Here is a 17,430-nt window from a genome sequence, read left to right on the forward strand (position 1 = left end):
ACGTGAAAAATATAGATGAGATTGCAACGCCAAGACGAACGAAAGAGATCATAGCGAAACACGGTTTTTCTTTCAAAAAAAGCCTGGGACAAAATTTTCTGATCGATCAAAATATACTCCATAAAATTGTGGATGCTGCTGATCTGGATGAACATAAAGGTGCACTTGAGATCGGACCGGGAATCGGTGCTCTAACAGAGAAGCTTGCACAGCGTGCAGGGACGGTAACTGCGGTCGAAATAGACCAACGCTTGATACCGATCCTCACCGAAGTGCTGGAACCTTACTCTAATATATATGTACATCATGGAGACGTTCTTAAAACAGATCTTCCTGAATTATTTGCAAAAAATTTCGCGGGCATGGATAAGGTCAGCGTCGTTGCTAATTTGCCTTACTATGTAACGACACCGATCTTGATGAGACTGCTGGAGGAGAAGCTCCCGCTCGACAGCATCGTTGTCATGATTCAGAAGGAAGTTGCAGAACGAATGGCTGCTTCCCCAGGAACGAAGGATTATGGGACGCTCAGCATCGCGGTGCAATATTACAGCGAGCCTGAGCTGGTATGTATCGTTCCTCATACGGTTTTTATTCCCCAGCCTAATGTTGAATCTGCTGTTATTAAGTTAAAGGTAAGAGAGAAGCCTCCGGTTGAAGTGAAGGACGAGAAGTTTTTCTTCGAAGTGATTCATGCTTCATTTGCACAAAGACGGAAGACCATCGCGAATAATCTGAAGAGCCGTTTCTTTACCAAAGAAAACAGAGATCAGCTGGAGCCCCTGCTGGAGGCAGCTGAGATTGAACCTGCGAGACGAGGAGAGACACTCAGTATTGAAGAGTACGCCCGTCTAAGCGATGTCTTGCTGGAAGCAGGGATTAAAGGTTAAGACGCTGAAGAGCCTTGTACTCCGCAAATTACGAAAAAAGAGATGAACCAAAGCCCTGCCTCGCCCATAACATAGGGTTAGAGGTGATAACGTTGATGAATATAGGAGACTTGGTCGTTCGGAAATCGTATGGGGGAGATGTCACGTTCCGAGTGGAGGGCCTCGAGAAGGATAAAGCAGTCATTAAAGGAACTGAATTCAGGCTCCTTGCGGATTCTCCGCTGAATGATCTGATCAGAGTGCCGTATGAGCCAGAGACGAACAAGACCCGGCTGGCACATATTAAAGCAAACGAATCTTACTCGCTATTGCAGAAGCATCGTCTGGAGCAAGCACAGCGTAACCAGGCGGGGTTAGTTGATGAGTGGAGCAAGAACACACAGACAGAGTCTCCTTCTTTTTTTGAAATGCCTGGCAAGGTGCTCCATCTGGATGGAGATCCTAATTATCTTAAGAAAAGCATGGCATTGTATGAAAGACTGCGTGTACCCGCAGAAGGCCATTATGTACATGAAGCTTCCATGGCAGATACACTATATCGGCTCCTGCCGCGCTCACGTCCTGATATAGTCGTTATTACGGGGCATGACGGAGTACTAAAGGGCAGACAGCCCTATGATCTGTATAACATCAATCATTATAAGAATTCATCAAACTTCATTACAGCTGTTCAGGTAGCGAGACAATATGAATGGCATTTGGATGCGCTGACGATCGTTGCAGGTGCGTGTCAGTCTCATTTTGAAGCACTGATCCGTGCAGGTGCGAATTTTGCCAGCAGCCCCAGCCGGGTATTAATACATGCGCTTGATCCTGTATATGTGGCAGCGAAGGCGGCGTTCACTTCCGTAAAGGATACCATTAACATTAATGATATTATCCATCACACGATTAGCGGCAGTGACGGTGTCGGCGGGCTTGAGTCCAGAGGGAGCTATCGGATAGGCTTACCTCCCCTTCAGGATTTGTCCACTCTTAAGGTCACACCAGCGGCGATCTGAAGCTTATAGAAGAAATATTTGTGTCACAAGGACTCCTTAATTTAAAGGGGTCTTTTTTTGCTTCATATAACAAGGGTGAAATGAGCTATTTACCAAGAGAAGGGTAGCGAATTCGATCCAAAAAATATGGTGGCGAATTAAAGCAATAACGTTGCTAAAATATTCGTTGACAACACATTTTTGATGCTGATATAATTGATGATTTGACAAACTCTGAAACCCCTTGTATAATGGACAAGGAAAGAGGTGGTCGTTAGCCATGGCTAAAAATTCGCTATTGGATATCAAACGCAGTCTCGACGCTCATGTTGGCCAGAAGATTCTACTTCGTGCAAACGGTGGACGCCGTAAGACAATTGAGCGTACTGGTGTATTGGAAGAAACGTACCCTTCTGTTTTTATTGTGAAGCTAGATCAAGAACAGCAAACGTTTAAACGGGTGTCTTACAGTTACGCCGATATATTGACTGAAGCAGTACAGGTTTCAGTATATGATCCTGAGCAAGTGGTCAGCGAAATATCGTACAACGAAGTGTAAGCTTGATTTCTCAAGGCGGCTCTCGTCCATTAAGGACGAGGCCGTTTTTTTTATTGTCCAAGTGAGAGGATTAGCTGCCAGCACCGTCTTATTAAGGGCGAGGGATAAGTACGGCTTAAGGAGGGCGTTATGGAGGACACACACAGCATAGAAGAACAGCAAATCATCGCAGATATCCTTAATGGAAATAAGCAGCTATACAGCGTGATCGTAAACCGCTACAAGCATCGAATATTTTGCTTTATACAAGGAATGGGGATTCCAAGGGAGGACGCAGAGGATCTTGTCCAGGAGACCTTTATTAGAGCTTACCGCAAGCTGGCAAGCCACAGATTGGATAGCAGCTTTAGTGCTTGGCTGTATAAGATTGCAGTTAATCAAGCAATTGATGCACGTCGGAGACAGAAGACCTGGCTGCCTCAGGAATACATAGCTCATAAAGAAGCGTTAAATACTCCGGAGAACTTGATGCTCCAAAGTGAAATGATCTCTGAAGTGCATGCCCTCCTGCAGGTGCTTAAAGATGAGGAACGCTTAGTCATTCTATTGAGGTATACAAACGAGCTGAGTTATGAGGAAATAGCCAACATTACAGGGCTCAGCTCACATCAAGTGAGAAACAGGCTCCACCGGGCGAAGAAACGGATGAAAAAGGCATTGACTGAGGAGGTGAGGGATTATGAGCTGCTTGAAGCCTCATCAAATGGAAGATAAAGTGATTCGCGGATTAACGCTAACAGACAAAGAACATCTTAGCCGCTGTGAGCATTGCAGCACATTATATGAGTCGATCCTGCATGAACAACAGGATTGGAACAGCAGGCTGTATTCAGCTCGCGCAAGCGAAGAGTTCACCACCAATATAATGAATGCATTAGAAGATGTTGAAGTAGAGCCGGCTGGTTCGATAGAGGAGAAGAACATGACTTGGTTTAGACGTACAAACATTAAGAAATGGGTTTCAGCAGCAGCTGTAATAGTGATTTTGGCGTGGGGTTCATATTTTGCTCTGCAGCAGCCTTTAGTTCAGCAACAGCTGGGGATTAAACAAGAGCAGCCTGATTCTTGGTGGGCAACGCCTATGGAGCTTGTAGGTTATGGTATTTTCAAGAAATACGGAGAGTTGGCGCACTATCCAAAAATTGAGGCAGAGAGCAACGGTATTACAGTGAGTGTAGAAGAGGTTTTGGCTGATGACACACAGATTTTAATAGCACTGGAAATCACTAAAGATAAAGATGTAAATTACTCGCCTCATCTCGGATGGGAAATGAATATGGAGGATTACTTTAGGGTAACGAACTCGGAAGGAAAGGATATTGGCATCGTGGATAACAACAAGAGCAGGGGAATGAACGAATATAAATTCGTTAGGATCCCGCTGGACACGAGCAATATTTCGGACACCATACAGATCACCAGCACACTTAACAAGCTGCAGGCCTCAGACGCAAATGGCGAGCCGATCTTTCTCGAAGGAGACTGGAGCTTTGAGTTTGATATCGATATGAGGAAAGCGATGCAGCAAGCTGTCATTACTGAACTTCATGAATCTTATCAAATGCCTGATGGGACAAAGGTGAGAGCAGAGCAGCTCACTCGTACCCCGAACGGATACAGGATAGATTTTGTGACGGAGCAAGCGAGTGCCGATGTAAGTGAGGAGAATCCGCTTTATTCTGGGGATGAGGAGACGCTTCTATATTTTGACCTAGCCAATGTGACAGCTGGAGACAACTATGAGAGATATGTTTACTTTAATGATGATGATAACCGAATGACGATTCGTTATAGAGACGACAAGGAACTCCATTGGAGCCTCTACTTTAATGCAGAACAGGACATGGTTGACAAGCCATTCGTATTTCATTTCAAAGGATACTCTCAGCTTGCTTCTACCAAGGGAGAAATAACCTTTAGACCGAGAGCTCTCCTGTCCAAGCCGGCGGTGTTTAAAGATCAAGGAGATCAGTTCACATTTACCAGCATGACCGTGTCGGATGACCCCGGAGGAGAAGATGAAAAGGTAGGCATACTTAGTCTGACGGCTGAACTCAAGAACAACTTTGCTAAAGATAAGTGGGTAATGACCGATAAGAATGGGCAGGAGTATCAGGTTGAATATAGAGGAGCCATGGATATGGACACGAAAGAATTGTCCGGTTTCAAATTCATTATGAGAGGGATGTCAGAGCTGCCAGAGGAAGTGACCCTGAAGCGGGTTACAACCGATAAAACAGTCTATGATATGAATTGGAAATTAGAGCTGCCTGGCGTAAAGGAAGTTCCATGGGAATTAATCGATTGGGAGAAGGAAGAGCTCAAGTATAGAATGAATTTGGTAAGTGAATCAGTAAAATAAAGGGAAAACTATGTCTACGCTCTAAGCAGATGCGCATACTTTATGCCTGCCAGACACATACTAACGTTCGAAACATGAAATTATGAGTCCCCTAATATAAGGAGGAAATCTGATGAGCCGCAGAAGACGCAGTGTAATGTCAGAAGAGCTCAAGTATGAGCTGGCCAAGGACCTGGGCTTTTATGATACTGTTCAGCAAGAAGGCTGGGGCGGAATCAAAGCCAAGGATGCAGGCAATATGGTGAAGAGGGCTATACAGCTTGCAGAGCAGGCAGCACGTAAGAATCAAGGATAAATTGGAGGGTCCCCTGGGATACAGCAGGGGGCTTTTTATATATTCGTATTCTAACAGCCTTATTTGTGAAGGGAAGAATATGACTTGACAGTCTGCTTTTGATATAATATGTTAAGTTGTCTTGAGGGAATAGCTGAGGGTGGGTGAGTCGCCTTGAAAATTTATGAAAAAGCTCCTGCGAAAATTAATTTGATGTTGGATGTATTACATAAAAGAAGCGATGGTTATCATGAAGTAGAAATGATTATGACCATGGTTGATCTTGCCGATCGGATTGAAATGTCTGAAATCAAGCGGGATACGATTATGATATCAAGCCAGGCGGGATATATCCCCCTGGATGAGAAGAACCTGGCCTTCCAGGCTGCCAAGCTGGTGAAGGAGAGATATGACGTTAAGAAAGGTGTGTACATTCATCTCGATAAGAAGATACCCGTTGCTGCCGGTCTTGCAGGCGGCAGCAGTGATGCTGCGGCAACCCTGCGGGGCTTGAATAAGCTGTGGGGTCTCGGTATATCAGATGAAGAGCTGAGGCTCCTGGGTGCAGAATTAGGCTCGGATGTACCTTTTTGTATTACCGGAGGTACCGCACTAGCTACAGGAAGAGGAGAACAGCTGCATCAGCTTCCGAATCCGCCGCAATGCTGGGTCGTGCTGGCAAAGCCGCCGATTAACGTCTCTACTGCAGAGGTATATGGTCGTGTACGCAGCGATCAGATCCAGAAGCATCCATCCGCCAAAAGAATGGAAGATGCGATTCGCAATCAGTCTTTTGCAGGGGTTTGTAAGGAACTAGGTAATGTATTAGAGGATGTGACAGTGAAGCTGCATCCAGAGGTAGGACAATTGAAGGAAGCCATGTTGAAGCTCGGAGCGGATGGTGTTCTTATGTCCGGAAGCGGACCTACTGTATTTGGTCTCGTATCAAAAGAATCGAAGGTGCCGAGAATTTATAATGGTCTTCGAGGATTCTGTAAAGAAGTTTATGCAGTAAGATTACTGACATAGGCTTCATTTTTTCCATTTATAGTATAAAAACGAATTGATTGTTGTACAAATACGTACAAAAATGATATATTGAATTGTAAACATTCGGATTTGGAGATAGATCGTGAGGAATCGACGTGAAGAAATTAAAGCGAAGCGCTCGTTTAGTGGAAATGACACAATATTTGCTCTCGAGACCACATACACTGATTCCCTTAACGACTTTTGCAGAGCGTTATGGTGCGGCGAAATCTTCAATTAGTGAAGATCTTGCCATTATCAAGGAAGTATTTGAGGATGAAGGAATGGGAGACTTGCAGACACTCGCTGGCGCAGCGGGCGGGGTGAAGTTTATGCCCAAGATGTCTTATGAACGTTCGTTATCCTTCATACAGAATTTATGTGAACTACTCGAACAGCCTGATCGGATTTTACCTGGCGGATATTTATATATGTCTGATCTGCTCGGTCAACCCGCTACAACGAACGAGATCGGCAAGATTATGGCTACTGCATTCGCAGGCCGAGACATTGATGTCGTGATGACAGTGGAGACCAAAGGCATTCCGCTTGCCTATGCTGTAGGCTCCCAGCTCAATCTTCCTGTAGTCCTAGTTAGACGAGATCATCAAGTGACAGAAGGCTCAGCTGTGAGTATCAATTATGTATCCGGCTCTCATAAGAGCCTGCATACGATGTCCCTATCCAGAAGGGCTCTTCCAGAGAAGTCTCGCGTGCTCATCGTCGATGATTTTATGAAGGCTGGAGGAACGGTGCAAGGGATGATTGATTTGTTGAAGGAGTTTAATGCGGAAGTGGCTGGAGTCGGCGTGCTTGTTGAGTCGGGCGAAGTTGATTCAGAAGAGCGTTTGCTTCATGATTATGTTTCGCTGGCAACACTGACAGCAGTGGATCCCAAGACGAAACAAATCTCAGTGGCACCAGGCAATTATTTTAACCGAAGCGAGTGACATGAACACCTGTGATACAGAAGGATTTTTATCGATCTTTCGCAAGTTTTGTCGAATAGCTCTTGAATTGCACCAAAACTCAAAAAATTCCTTAAATTAGGACATTTTTATGGAAATAAAAAGAAGGAGTTTCTGTATGCTGTGTGGAATTATACACCAAGTTCCGATGGAAAAAGGTGGTGAACACACATGCAGATTACAGATGTCAGACTCCGCCGTGTCAACTCTGAGGGGAGAATGAAGGCTATAGCTTCGATTACAATCGATAACGAGTTCGTCGTTCATGACATTCGCGTTATTGATGGTAACAACGGAATGTTTGTTGCTATGCCGAGTAAACGGACTCCCGATGGAGAATTCCGTGACATCGCCCATCCGATTTCTTCCGGTACACGCGAGAAGATTCAAGCCGCTGTTTTAGCTGAATACGAACGCGCTGCAACTGAGGAAGAGGTTATTGAAGAAGGCGCTTAAGAACATTATTGGGGTTCGAAAGAAAAGAGGGTCATTTTATGGCTCTCTTTTCTTTTTTTCAAGAATGAAGTATATTCATTAATGAGCAATATTGGAGCACAGACTTGTTCTCTCCCATAATATGGATTATGGGGTACTTGCTTGTGCCCAATTTAATGTTGACTAGACCGTTATTCCTTTCAAAGTGAACGAGGAATGGGATCCTTTTCGTTCTGTAACAGCAGAATGGATAACATTACAAATTTCAGCGCAGGAGGTCGGGATGTTGAAGAAAATGGCTATTGTACTTGCCGCTGGGCAGGGCAAACGAATGAAGTCCAAATTGTATAAGGTGTTGCATCCGGTATGCGGCAAACCGATGGTCGGCCACGTTCTGGACACCGTAAAACGTGCAGGCGTTACTCGTAACGTTGTCGTGGTAGGACATGGAGCAGAAGCTGTACAATCTTACTTGGGAGCTTCCGCAGAATACGTATTACAAGAGCAGCAGCTTGGCACGGGACATGCCGTTAAACAGGCTAAGGATTTGCTAGGTTCTGAGGAAGGAACCACGATTGTCATTTGCGGCGACACCCCGCTCGTTACAAGTGAAACACTCGAAGGCTTGATGCAGCTGCATGAAAGCCGCGGTGCTGCAGCTACCGTTCTGACCGCTCATATGGACAACCCGGCTGGTTATGGCCGTGTCATTCGGGGCGAGGATGGATCTGTAACGAAGATCGTTGAGCAGAAGGACTGCAACGATGCAGAGAATGCGGTTCAAGAGATAAATACAGGTACCTATTGCTTCGACAATGCCAAATTGTTTGAAGCTCTGGATAAAGTGACGAACAACAATGCACAGCAAGAATATTACCTGACTGACGTTGTCGGTATTTTCCGTGAAGCAGGCGAAACGGTTGAAGCCTTCATGACCTATGATGCAGCAGAATCGATTGGTGTAAACGATCGTGTAGCTCTATCTGAGGCGGAAGGATTTATGCGCGAACGTCTTGCACGCAAGCATATGCTTAATGGGGTAACGATTATTGATCCTTCTTCCACCTATATCGGTGCCGATGTTGAGATTGGCGCAGACACGGTCTTGTACCCTGGAACGATGCTTAAAGGCAACACCAAGATTGGAGAGCAATCCATCATTGGTCCGAATACAGATATTGAGAACAGTGTCATCGGCGATAACGTTACCGTGAAACAGTCCGTATTAGTCGATGCTGAAGTGGGCAATGAAACATCGGTAGGGCCATTCGCGTATCTGCGTCCAGGTGCCAAGCTGGGAGAACAAGTGAAGGTCGGCGATTTTGTTGAGATCAAAAACGCAACCATTGACAACGGATCGAAGGTGTCTCACTTGAGCTATGTAGGTGATGCAAAAGTCGGTAAGAATGTGAATATCGGCTGCGGCGCGATAACTGTGAACTACGATGGATATAATAAGGCTGTCACAGAAATTGAAGATGATGCCTTTGTCGGCAGTAACGTGAATTTAATTGCGCCTGTCAAAGTAGGTAAAGGCGCTTATGTTGTTGCAGGCTCGACCATTACGCATGCTGTTCCGGAGAATGACCTTGCTATTGCAAGATCGCGTCAAGAGAATAAGCCAGGCTATGCAGAGAAGATTCGAGGACGTGCGATAGCCAAGAAGAATAACGCTAAATCCTAATATTTGCTGCATTTCTCGATGAAGCAGCGCCGACGTTTTAGACACAAGCAGATCTAAAAATAGATTCCAATGAACCAGCACGGAGGTTTTTTATTTTATGACTTATTTTGATTCCAAATTAAAAATATTTACTTGTAACTCGAACCCGAAGCTTGCACACCAAATTGCTGATTACATTGGTATTCCTATGGGCGAATCCCATACCACAAGTTTTAGCGACGGTGAAATTCAAGTGAAGCTGTCTGAAAGTGTACGTGGCAGTCATGTTTACATTGTTCAATCGACTTGTGCCCCAGTAAACGACAACCTCATGGAGATGCTGGTTATGATTGATGCATTGAAACGTGCATCTGCCAAAACGATCAATGTCGTTATTCCTTACTACGGATATGCAAGACAAGATCGGAAGGCACGCTCAAGAGATCCGATTACCGCTAAGCTTGTAGCTAACCTGATCGAAAAAGCAGGAGCAACACGCGTCATCGGGATGGACCTGCATGCCATGCAGATTCAGGGCTTCTTCGATATTCCGGTAGACCACATGCTGGCGGTTCCGATCTTGGCACAGTATTTCCGTTCCAAGCAAATTGAGAATCCTGTTGTCGTATCTCCAGACCATGGCGGCGTTGTACGCGCACGCAAACTGGCGGACTTCCTGAATGCTCCACTTGCGATTATCGACAAGCGCAGACCGGAGCCTAATGTCAGTGAAGTTATGAATATTATCGGTAATATTGAAGGCAAGACAGCAATCTTGATTGATGACATTATCGATACTGCGGGTACAATTGTGCTGGGCGCCAATGCACTTATGGAAGGCGGAGCCAAAGAAGTGTACGCTTGCTGTACACATCCTGTATTGTCAGGCCCTGCGATGGAGCGTTTGGAGAATTCTCCGCTGAAGGAAGTTGTTGTAACGGATACCATTCCGATTACACAGCCGAATCCAACGAAGAAGCTGAATGTTCTATCCGTCGCTCCATTGCTTGGCGAAGCCATCATTCGGGTTCACGAGGAATTGTCGATTAGTAAATTGTTTGAAATCGAATAAAGATCTGCATGAAATAAGAAAAAGGGGTTACGTTGTCGTCTAGGACGACAATGTAACCCCTGTCGGCGTATCCCGGTTATTTAATATCCGGGCCTTGAAATGAATTGATGATAAGATCGGTTAAACAGAGCACCGTTAATTTCTACAAAGGGCTCATCATAAGTGGTAATGCATCCGATCTCGACATGGTTGCCGTGGTCATACACTTGCACCGGTATGGCCTGTTCCAAATGGTGTTGAAATTGGTACGGCTGCGTTAAACGTTCAATATCATGGCGCATGACCGGTTCATCCTTTCTTGCTGTTATGCTGATCGAATCTAAACAATTGTTTTTATTGTAAAGTGAAACTTCGTGTAAGTCCAATTGGTTGTTCAAGATTTATGTGCTGGCAAGGAAGCAATATAATATATGAAGGAGGCAGCTTCTCATATGAAATGGATAGTGGGACTTGGTAATCCTGGTTCCGAATATGCCAAGACGAGGCATAACATAGGATTTATGGCCCTCGACGCTATGGCAGAGCGCCATGGCATCACTATTAATCAGAGTAAGTGCAAGGCTCTCATCGGAGAAGGTATGATACAAGGGGAGAAGGCTGTATTGATTAAGCCAATGACGTATATGAATCTCTCCGGCGAATCCATTAGAGCGTATATGGATTATTATAAGGTTGCCCTTGAAGATCTTATTGTAGTCTATGATGATATGGACACTGAAGTAGGCAAGATCCGCCTCCGATACCAAGGCAGTGCAGGCGGCCATAACGGAATTAAATCGATTATTCAGCATACCGGGACACAACAATTTAATCGTGTCCGTATGGGTATTTCGAGACCGGAACCAGGCTACGCGATTGTAGATTATGTTCTGTCTAAGTTCGCGAAGAAGGAGCAGGAAGCAGTTGAATCTATGATTGAAGCAACCTGTGACGCCCTCGAGTATGCGATGAAGGATACTTTCGAACGGACGATGGCGAAATTTAACTGATTTCATTTCCATGATAAAGTATCAAGAAAAGAATTATATAAACTCGTGATTTCTGGAAAGAATAGAAGATATCATTTCTTTTCAGGAGGATACGAGTATGCCAATTCATTATGTCTGCAGACATTGCGGGACTTCAATCGGACAAATTAATTCATCCGAAATAACAGAAGCAAGGCTGGGTCTTCATTTCTTGACCCCTGCAGAACGAAGGGATATAATAGCCTATAATTCAAAAGGCGAAATGATGGTTAACATCACATGCGACTACTGTAATGAGGCTATCCTGGTGAACCCAGAGCTTAGTCTGTTAACAAGCCCGCTGCAATAGCGGTTAATAGGGAATCAAGAAGCATAGTACAGTGCTTTAAGGATGGGAATTATGCATCCAGCCTTGCGGCCTTGGCAGCGTTTGCTGAGGCTTTTTTTTCAGTTATCGGACGGCAGCCGGACCACTTTTGCTGGTAAGGTCAGTCAAAAAAGATTATGATGAAATCAGATTCATTATCCATATGTTTACAGTTTAAAAGGCAATGACAGGTTATATTAAAAGTAAAGTAAGTTATAAGAGAGGTGCCCCTTTTGCTACAAGCACTTATTGAAGCTTTTACTAAAGATTCCGATTTTGAATCGATAACTTCCGGTATTCGGTCAGGAATGAAGGAGCAGCTTATCTCCGGATTATCGGGTTCAGCTCGCCAGGTCATGATGGCTGCGATGCATAAACAGCTGGATCGGCCGATGCTCGTGGTGACACATAATATGTTTGCGGCACAGAAAGTGGCAGAAGACTTACAGGAAGCGCTTTCTGCGGACCAAGTGCTGCTCTATCCTGCTAATGAATTGATTGCTGCAGAAGCAGCGATTTCTAGTCCTGAAACACTTGCTCAGCGCATTGAAGTATTACTGAAGTGTGCAGCCGGTTTTCGGGGCATTGTTGTGATTCCACTCTCTGGTGCAAGACGTTACCTTCCTGCTCCGCAGGTGATAGCAAGTGCAGAGATAACCCTTAAGCAGAGTGGAACGATTGAGCTGGAGCATTTTCTCAAGCGTATGGTTGAGCTCGGATATGAACGCGTTGAGCGTGTCGAATCTCAAGGTGAGATGAGTGTACGCGGAGGAATTATTGATTTCTTCCCACTCACGGCCGAGCTGGCTTATCGTATTGAGCTGTTTGATGATGAAATTGACTCGATACGGACATTTGATCCCGCAGATCAGCGTTCCATTGACCGAGTAGAGCAAGTGGTTATAACACCGTGCAAGGAACTGATTGCTAGTCAGGAGAGAATGGAACAGGCAGCAGATCGAACCGCGATTCTGCTTGAAGAGCAGCTTGATAAAACAACGGACCGCCAAGCGAAGCTGCGTCTGCGCGAGGAGATCCATCGTGAAATCGAGCTGCTGCGTGAGCATGTCTATTTTCCGGAAATCTATAAATATGTAACAGAGCTGTATCCAGAGAAACAAACCATCTATAACTACATGCCTGAAGATACGATTCTTATTATGGATGAGCCGGCAAGGCTTCTGGAGACAGGCAAGCAGCTCGAACGAGATGAATCGGAGTGGAGCGTTCATTTGCTGCAAAATGGCAAAACGCTGCCGCAGCTTACACTCTCGCTTGACCATGATGAGGTGCTGTACCATCGACCGTTCCAGACTTTGTTCGTATCCATCTTCCTTCGTCAGGTACCACACACACAGCCACAGAACATCCTAAATATGGTCAGCCGCAGTATGCAGGATTTCCATGGCCAAATGAATGTGCTTAAGGCGGAGATGGAGCGCTGGCAAAAAGCCGGCGTCAACGTCGTTATGATGGCCAGCGGTGAGGAACGGCTTGATCGGATGCGTAAAGTGCTGCAGGATTATGACATCCATGAGCCAAACATGGTCATTGGTAATTTGCAGAGTGGATTTGAAATGCCTTCGATCCATCTGGCTGTCATCACTGAGGGAGAGATGTTCTCTCAGAAACAACGTAAAGTACGGAAACCGATGCGTAATGTGGACAATGCAGAACGGATCAAGAGCTATAGTGAGCTCAAGGTTGGAGATTACGTCGTACATCAAAATCATGGAATCGGCAAGTATATGGGTATCGGCACCCTTGAAGTAGGCGGTATTCATAAAGATTACATGCATATTTTATATGCAGGCGGCGACAAGCTGTCTGTTCCGATTGAGCAGATCGATCTCATCCAGAAATATGTCGGTTCAGAAGAGAAAGAGCCGAAGATCTATAAGCTGGGCGGAAATGAGTGGACCCGTGTCAAAAATAAAGTCCGCAGCTCTGTCCAGGATATAGCCGATGACCTGATTAAGCTCTATGCAGAGCGGCAATCCTCTCCGGGGTATGCCTTTGATAAGGATACCGCAGAGCAGCAGGAATTCGAGGATATGTTCCCATATGACGAAACGCGAGATCAGGTTCGGGCTATTGAGGAAATCAAGAAGGATATGGAGCAGGGTCGTCCCATGGACAGACTGCTGTGTGGGGATGTAGGCTACGGTAAAACAGAGGTGGCTATACGTGCTGCATTCAAGGCGGCGATTGAAGGCAAACAGGTTGCTGTTCTTGTACCGACGACTATTCTGGCTCAGCAGCATTACGAGACATTCCGCGAACGCTTCTCGGGGTATCCGTTTAATGTCAGTGTCCTTAGCCGCTTCCGTACACGTAAAGAGCAGAACGAAACGGCCAAAGGCATCAAGCAAGGAACGATTGATATCGTCATTGGTACGCATCGTCTGCTCTCTCAGGATCTTGTGTTTAAAGATCTCGGGTTGTTAATCGTGGATGAAGAGCAGCGATTCGGCGTTACACATAAGGAGAAGCTGAAGAAGCTGAAGACGAATGTCGATGTGCTTACACTAACGGCTACTCCGATTCCGAGAACTCTCCATATGTCGATGCTGGGTGTAAGAGATTTGTCGGTTATCGAAACACCGCCGGAGAATCGCTTCCCCGTACAAACGTATGTTGTAGAGCACAGTCAGACGCTCGTTCGTGAAGCTATTGAGCGGGAGCTGGCACGAGGCGGTCAGGTGTACTACTTGTACAACCGAGTACAAGGTATACAAGAGATGGCAGCAGAGATTTCCGCACTTGTCCCAGAGGCAAGGGTGGGGGTTGGTCACGGCCAAATGTCCGAATCTGAACTGGAAAAAACGATTCTCGATTTTCTGGATGGTGAATTTGATGTGCTGGTCAGCACCAGTATCATCGAGACCGGGGTTGATATTCCAAACGTGAATACACTGATCGTGCATGATGCGGATAAAATGGGCTTGTCCCAGCTGTATCAGCTGCGCGGTAGGGTAGGGCGTTCGAATCGGATTGCGTATGCCTATTTCACGTACCAAAGAGACAAAGTCCTTACAGAAGTAGCGGAGAAGAGACTGCAATCCATCAAGGAATTTACAGAGCTCGGCTCTGGATTCAAAATTGCGATGCGAGATCTCTCTATCCGCGGGGCAGGGAATTTGCTTGGTGCGGAGCAGCATGGCTTCATCGCCTCTGTCGGTTTCGATCTGTACTCTCAGATGCTGTCAGAGGAGATCAATCGACGCAAAGTAACGATGCTCGGTGAAGAAGCACCGCAGGAGCAGAGCTGGAGCACCTCCATTGATATCAGTATTGATGCTTATCTGCCTTCTGATTATATCTATGACAGTATTCAGAAGATCGAGATTTATAAGAAGGTTGCCGTACTGGCTGCATTTGATGATGCAATGGAGCTTGAGGATGAGCTGGTTGATCGGTTTGGCGATCTGCCGGAAGCCGTTACGAATCTGCTGTCTGTTGCCAGACTCAAAATATATGGCAAGAAATACGGAATCGAGACGATTATGCAGCGCGGAGACCAAATCTCTGTGAAGTTCTATGAAGGACGGGAAAAAGCAGTGGATGGCGCTAAGCTTGCAAGGATTGGCAATCAATTCGAAAGACGTGTACAATTTGAACAAGGACAGAGCATGATTGTCCATATTAAAGGCAAGGGTCTGAGCGATCAAGAATTGCTCCAAACATTAGAGAAGTTTCTTGCAGCCATGAAGGATGCATTCAAATCAAAGGGGGAACTACAGGATGTTGCAAAATAACAGAAAAACCTGGAAGACGATCGCGGTGACCGCTGTCGGTGCTCTATCGATCTCACTTCTGGCAGCATGCGGAAGCAATGATGCGGGAGGAGGCAGCACCAGTTTCAATAACTCAATTGAAGGCGACACGAGCAGTGTGGTTGTAAAATATAAAGGCGGCGAAATCACGGAGAAGGAATTCAATTCAGAGCTCAAGATTATGGAGTTCATGAATCCGACGATTGCAGCCTACCTGCAAATGGATGAAATGCGCGAGATGTTTGTGAAACAGCAAGTAGCGTATGAATATTTGAGTAAAGACGTGTCTCAAGAAGCAGGGGGAAAAGGTCTTGAAGAGGCTGAAGCACAGCTTACTCAAATGAAAACCCAGGTTGGCGGAGATGAAGCCTGGAAACAGATGCTTACGGATTATGAAGTAACAGAGGACGAGCTTAAGAATTATATGACTCGTGTCTTAAGCTTGGTTGAGTATAAATCGCAGGATGTAACGGACGAGCAGGCAAAGACGGAATATGAAGCGAATAAAGATCAATTTATTACAGCAAGTGTACGTCATGTGCTGATCAGCAACACCGATCCTGAGTCAGGGGAAGCTCGCCCGGAAGGGGAAGCTCTTAAACTTGCGAAGGAAGTCAAAGCCAAGCTAGATAAAGGTGAAGATTTTGCTGCCATCGCGAAAGAATATTCGGAAGACCCGGGATCTGCAGAAAATGGCGGATTGTATGAGGACACACCGGTTACGAATTGGGTAGAGGCTTTTAAGGAAGCTGCAAAGACTCAAGAGAAGGGTGTCATTGGCGAACCGGTTGAAACGGATTACGGCTACCATATTATTAAGGTGGAGAAACGTACAGAGCCAACTTTTGAAGAATTAACAGAAGCTCAAATGAAGATGCTGAAGAGCTCTGTTGTAAACCAGGACGTGCAGGAATTCATGACGAATGAAGTGGATGGAGTCATTGAGGGAGAGATCACTCTGCCTGCGAAACCGGCTGCTGAAGAAGGTACAGAGGGTACGGAAGGCACCGAAGGTACTGAAGGAACCGAAGGAACTGAGGGAACTGATGCTGGAACTGAAGGTTCTGAAGAAGGATCGACAGGCGATGAAGGCGCAGCAGATGCAGGAACAGAGGGCGAGACCACAGAATCGAATACTGATGGTAAATAAAAAGAAGGCAGAGGCGCGGGAAACCGCGCCTTTTCTTTTTTGGCTGAAGGCTGATTCTGTACTTAGGAACTTATTGTATATTTCATGTATAAGGAACTGGGAACAGAAGAATACTATGGTCTAGATAGATTGAACTAAAGTTCTGCATCGTCATTATTTTGATCAGAGGTGGATCTGGTGGCAGGACTAACCCTGCAATTACTGCAGGAAGCCCTTCACATTGGGGCTGATCTGTTACCTGTGATGAACATATTTTTCTTTAGTTCACTCTATATAGAAATCACACTTAACTACCCTGGCCCTCCTCATAAAAAGGAACAGTAGTTGAAAAATCTTCTCGAGAAAGTGGGGCAACATGTAAATGAAAGCTACTGGTATCGTCCGCCGTATTGATGATCTTGGTCGTGTGGTTATTCCGAAAGAGATTCGCCGTACTTTGCGAATTCGTGAGGGAGACCCGCTAGAGATTTTTGTGGACCGTGACGGCGAGGTCATTCTGAAGAAGTACTCTCCTATTGGAGAACTTGGCGATTTTGCGAAGGAGTATGCAGAATCACTGTATGAAAGTACCGGCCATGTAACGTTAATCTCAGACCGGGATACGATTATTACTGTGGCAGGCGGATCCAAGAAGGAATATTTGGATAAGCAGATTGGTCATATGGTAGAAACATCTATGGATAACCGCAAGACATTGCTTGAGAACAGTAACGGATCTTATGAATTAGCTAAAGATCATATCGAACCTTTGTCATCCTATGTTGTGGCACCGATCATATCGGGAGGAGACCCGATTGGTGCAGTCATTATGTACAGCAAGGACGAATCCATTAAAATGTCTCAGCTCGAGACCAAAATGGCTGAAACCGCTGCTGCATTCCTTGGAAAACAAATGGAGCAGTAGCGTGCAGAAAAACTCCCGCCTTCTTATAGGCAG

At 45.6% G+C, this 17,430-nt stretch carries 17 protein-coding genes; 16 read left to right on the plus strand and 1 reads right to left on the minus strand.

Annotated elements, in window-relative coordinates; all coding sequences use genetic code 11:
• Window positions 1-2 precede the first annotated feature (2 nt).
• From rsmA to ACFSVM_RS18900, 11 genes are all read left to right on the plus strand, one after another.
• The gene (rsmA, locus tag ACFSVM_RS18850) at window positions 3-890 is read left to right on the plus strand and encodes a 16S rRNA (adenine(1518)-N(6)/adenine(1519)-N(6))-dimethyltransferase RsmA (protein WP_076315671.1); all 888 of its coding nucleotides are present in this window, start codon (window positions 3-5) and stop codon (window positions 888-890) included.
• A gap of 95 nt (window positions 891-985) precedes the next feature.
• Window positions 986-1,891 (plus strand): sporulation peptidase YabG, encoded by a 906-nt coding sequence (yabG, locus tag ACFSVM_RS18855; protein ID WP_076315660.1) that lies wholly within the window; start codon window positions 986-988, stop codon window positions 1,889-1,891.
• Between the two features lie 259 nt (window positions 1,892-2,150).
• A complete protein-coding gene (gene veg, locus ACFSVM_RS18860; RefSeq protein ID WP_076315659.1) occupies window positions 2,151-2,429 on the plus strand; it encodes a biofilm formation stimulator Veg in 279 nt (92 codons plus the stop codon).
• Window positions 2,430-2,558: 129 nt separating this feature from the next.
• On the plus strand, window positions 2,559-3,143 hold the full coding sequence (locus ACFSVM_RS18865; protein WP_379263876.1) for an RNA polymerase sigma factor: 585 nt from the start codon (window positions 2,559-2,561) through the stop codon (window positions 3,141-3,143).
• Window positions 3,109-4,791, plus strand: a complete 1,683-nt coding sequence (locus ACFSVM_RS18870; RefSeq protein WP_379263878.1) for a DUF4179 domain-containing protein — start codon at window positions 3,109-3,111, stop codon at window positions 4,789-4,791. Before ACFSVM_RS18865 ends, ACFSVM_RS18870 begins: the two co-directional genes overlap by 35 nt.
• Window positions 4,792-4,903: 112 nt before the next feature.
• Window positions 4,904-5,086: a small, acid-soluble spore protein, alpha/beta type gene (locus ACFSVM_RS18875; RefSeq protein ID WP_076315656.1), complete on the plus strand. Its 183-nt coding sequence runs from the start codon at window positions 4,904-4,906 to the stop codon at window positions 5,084-5,086.
• 153 nt (window positions 5,087-5,239) lie between these two features.
• Complete coding sequence (gene ispE / locus ACFSVM_RS18880) at window positions 5,240-6,094, plus strand: 4-(cytidine 5'-diphospho)-2-C-methyl-D-erythritol kinase (protein ID WP_076315655.1); 855 nt, start codon at window positions 5,240-5,242, stop codon at window positions 6,092-6,094.
• A 116-nt stretch (window positions 6,095-6,210) separates the two neighbouring features.
• The gene (gene purR / locus ACFSVM_RS18885) at window positions 6,211-7,044 is read left to right on the plus strand and encodes a pur operon repressor (RefSeq protein WP_090727841.1); all 834 of its coding nucleotides are present in this window, start codon (window positions 6,211-6,213) and stop codon (window positions 7,042-7,044) included.
• Window positions 7,045-7,233: 189 nt separating this feature from the next.
• Window positions 7,234-7,518, plus strand: a complete 285-nt coding sequence (gene spoVG / locus ACFSVM_RS18890) for a septation regulator SpoVG (RefSeq protein ID WP_047914164.1) — start codon at window positions 7,234-7,236, stop codon at window positions 7,516-7,518.
• A gap of 262 nt (window positions 7,519-7,780) precedes the next feature.
• Window positions 7,781-9,181, plus strand: a complete 1,401-nt coding sequence (gene glmU / locus ACFSVM_RS18895; protein WP_379263882.1) for a bifunctional UDP-N-acetylglucosamine diphosphorylase/glucosamine-1-phosphate N-acetyltransferase GlmU — start codon at window positions 7,781-7,783, stop codon at window positions 9,179-9,181.
• Between the two features lie 97 nt (window positions 9,182-9,278).
• Entirely contained in the window at window positions 9,279-10,232 is a 954-nt protein-coding gene (locus ACFSVM_RS18900; RefSeq protein WP_076315652.1) for a ribose-phosphate diphosphokinase, read from the plus strand.
• An 80-nt stretch (window positions 10,233-10,312) separates the two neighbouring features.
• Here ACFSVM_RS18900 and ACFSVM_RS18905 read toward each other — a convergent pair whose 3' ends face one another.
• Window positions 10,313-10,513: a hypothetical protein gene (locus tag ACFSVM_RS18905; RefSeq protein WP_047914161.1), complete on the minus strand. Its 201-nt coding sequence runs from the start codon at window positions 10,511-10,513 to the stop codon at window positions 10,313-10,315.
• 150 nt (window positions 10,514-10,663) lie between these two features.
• On the opposite strand from ACFSVM_RS18905, the gene pth reads away from it, so the two are divergent.
• The 5 genes from pth to spoVT all read left to right on the plus strand — a co-directional run bounded on the left by pth (window position 10,664) and on the right by spoVT (window position 17,397).
• Window positions 10,664-11,221, plus strand: coding sequence for an aminoacyl-tRNA hydrolase (gene pth, locus ACFSVM_RS18910; RefSeq protein WP_076315651.1), 558 nt, complete (start codon window positions 10,664-10,666; stop codon window positions 11,219-11,221).
• A gap of 97 nt (window positions 11,222-11,318) precedes the next feature.
• Window positions 11,319-11,549 carry an anti-sigma-F factor Fin family protein gene (locus tag ACFSVM_RS18915; RefSeq protein WP_076315650.1) on the plus strand — a complete coding sequence of 77 codons (231 nt, stop codon included), beginning with the start codon at window positions 11,319-11,321 and terminating at the stop codon, window positions 11,547-11,549.
• A gap of 251 nt (window positions 11,550-11,800) precedes the next feature.
• On the plus strand, window positions 11,801-15,325 hold the full coding sequence (gene mfd, locus ACFSVM_RS18920; RefSeq protein ID WP_076315649.1) for a transcription-repair coupling factor: 3,525 nt from the start codon (window positions 11,801-11,803) through the stop codon (window positions 15,323-15,325).
• On the plus strand, window positions 15,312-16,493 hold the full coding sequence (locus tag ACFSVM_RS18925) for a peptidylprolyl isomerase (protein ID WP_379263886.1): 1,182 nt from the start codon (window positions 15,312-15,314) through the stop codon (window positions 16,491-16,493). Before mfd ends, ACFSVM_RS18925 begins: the two co-directional genes overlap by 14 nt.
• Before the next feature lie 361 nt (window positions 16,494-16,854).
• A complete protein-coding gene (spoVT, locus tag ACFSVM_RS18930; protein ID WP_076315647.1) occupies window positions 16,855-17,397 on the plus strand; it encodes a stage V sporulation protein T in 543 nt (180 codons plus the stop codon).
• Window positions 17,398-17,430 lie beyond the last annotated feature (33 nt).

Origin of the sequence: Paenibacillus shunpengii (assembly GCF_042684905.1) — a bacterium.
GTDB lineage: Bacteria > Bacillota > Bacilli > Paenibacillales > Paenibacillaceae > Paenibacillus > Paenibacillus shunpengii.

Bases quoted from the DNA above. Each gene is read 5' to 3' on its own strand.
- yabG (WP_076315660.1), top strand. From the start codon at position 986: ATGAATATAGGAGACTTGGTCGTTCGGAAATCGTATGGGGGAGATGTC.
- veg (WP_076315659.1), top strand. From the start codon at position 2,151: ATGGCTAAAAATTCGCTATTGGATATCAAACGCAGTCTCGACGCTCAT.
- ACFSVM_RS18865 (WP_379263876.1), top strand. From the start codon at position 2,559: ATGGAGGACACACACAGCATAGAAGAACAGCAAATCATCGCAGATATC.
- ACFSVM_RS18870 (WP_379263878.1), top strand. From the start codon at position 3,109: ATGAGCTGCTTGAAGCCTCATCAAATGGAAGATAAAGTGATTCGCGGA.
- ACFSVM_RS18875 (WP_076315656.1), top strand. From the start codon at position 4,904: ATGAGCCGCAGAAGACGCAGTGTAATGTCAGAAGAGCTCAAGTATGAG.
- spoVG (WP_047914164.1), top strand. From the start codon at position 7,234: ATGCAGATTACAGATGTCAGACTCCGCCGTGTCAACTCTGAGGGGAGA.
- glmU (WP_379263882.1), top strand. From the start codon at position 7,781: ATGTTGAAGAAAATGGCTATTGTACTTGCCGCTGGGCAGGGCAAACGA.
- ACFSVM_RS18900 (WP_076315652.1), top strand. From the start codon at position 9,279: ATGACTTATTTTGATTCCAAATTAAAAATATTTACTTGTAACTCGAAC.
- ACFSVM_RS18905 (WP_047914161.1), bottom strand. From the start codon at position 10,513: ATGCGCCATGATATTGAACGTTTAACGCAGCCGTACCAATTTCAACAC.
- pth (WP_076315651.1), top strand. From the start codon at position 10,664: ATGAAATGGATAGTGGGACTTGGTAATCCTGGTTCCGAATATGCCAAG.
- ACFSVM_RS18915 (WP_076315650.1), top strand. From the start codon at position 11,319: ATGCCAATTCATTATGTCTGCAGACATTGCGGGACTTCAATCGGACAA.
- ACFSVM_RS18925 (WP_379263886.1), top strand. From the start codon at position 15,312: ATGTTGCAAAATAACAGAAAAACCTGGAAGACGATCGCGGTGACCGCT.
- spoVT (WP_076315647.1), top strand. From the start codon at position 16,855: ATGAAAGCTACTGGTATCGTCCGCCGTATTGATGATCTTGGTCGTGTG.